This is a genomic window from Methylobacterium nigriterrae (genome assembly GCF_037106235.1).
GTDB lineage: Bacteria > Pseudomonadota > Alphaproteobacteria > Rhizobiales > Beijerinckiaceae > Methylobacterium > Methylobacterium nigriterrae.
Window position 1 is genome coordinate 1 of record NZ_JBAWTG010001156.1, and the last position, 201, is coordinate 201.

The 201-nt window shown below is 67.2% G+C and carries 1 protein-coding gene; it reads left to right on the top strand.

Annotation, left to right across the window (positions count from 1 at the left end):
- A partial coding sequence (locus tag WDW90_RS40570) for a sigma factor-like helix-turn-helix DNA-binding protein (RefSeq protein WP_336493158.1) occupies positions 1-129 on the top strand: 129 nt, incomplete at its 5' end.
- Positions 130-201 lie beyond the last annotated feature (72 nt).

Below are 201 nucleotides of genomic sequence, written 5' to 3' on the forward strand. Positions count from 1 at the left end.
GGCCTGACCTACGAGGCCGCCGCCGAGGTCGCCGGCTGTCAGGTCGGCACGGTGAAAAGCCGCGTCAGCCGCGCGCGAGCGTTCGTAGCCGGATCGCTGAATATGCCCTCGCCGCGGCTCTCAACGTGAGCCGATGCTGCCTGCACCGATGAGCCATCCCCTGATCCGAAAGCTCGAGCATGGCGCTGCTTTGTCCGAGGT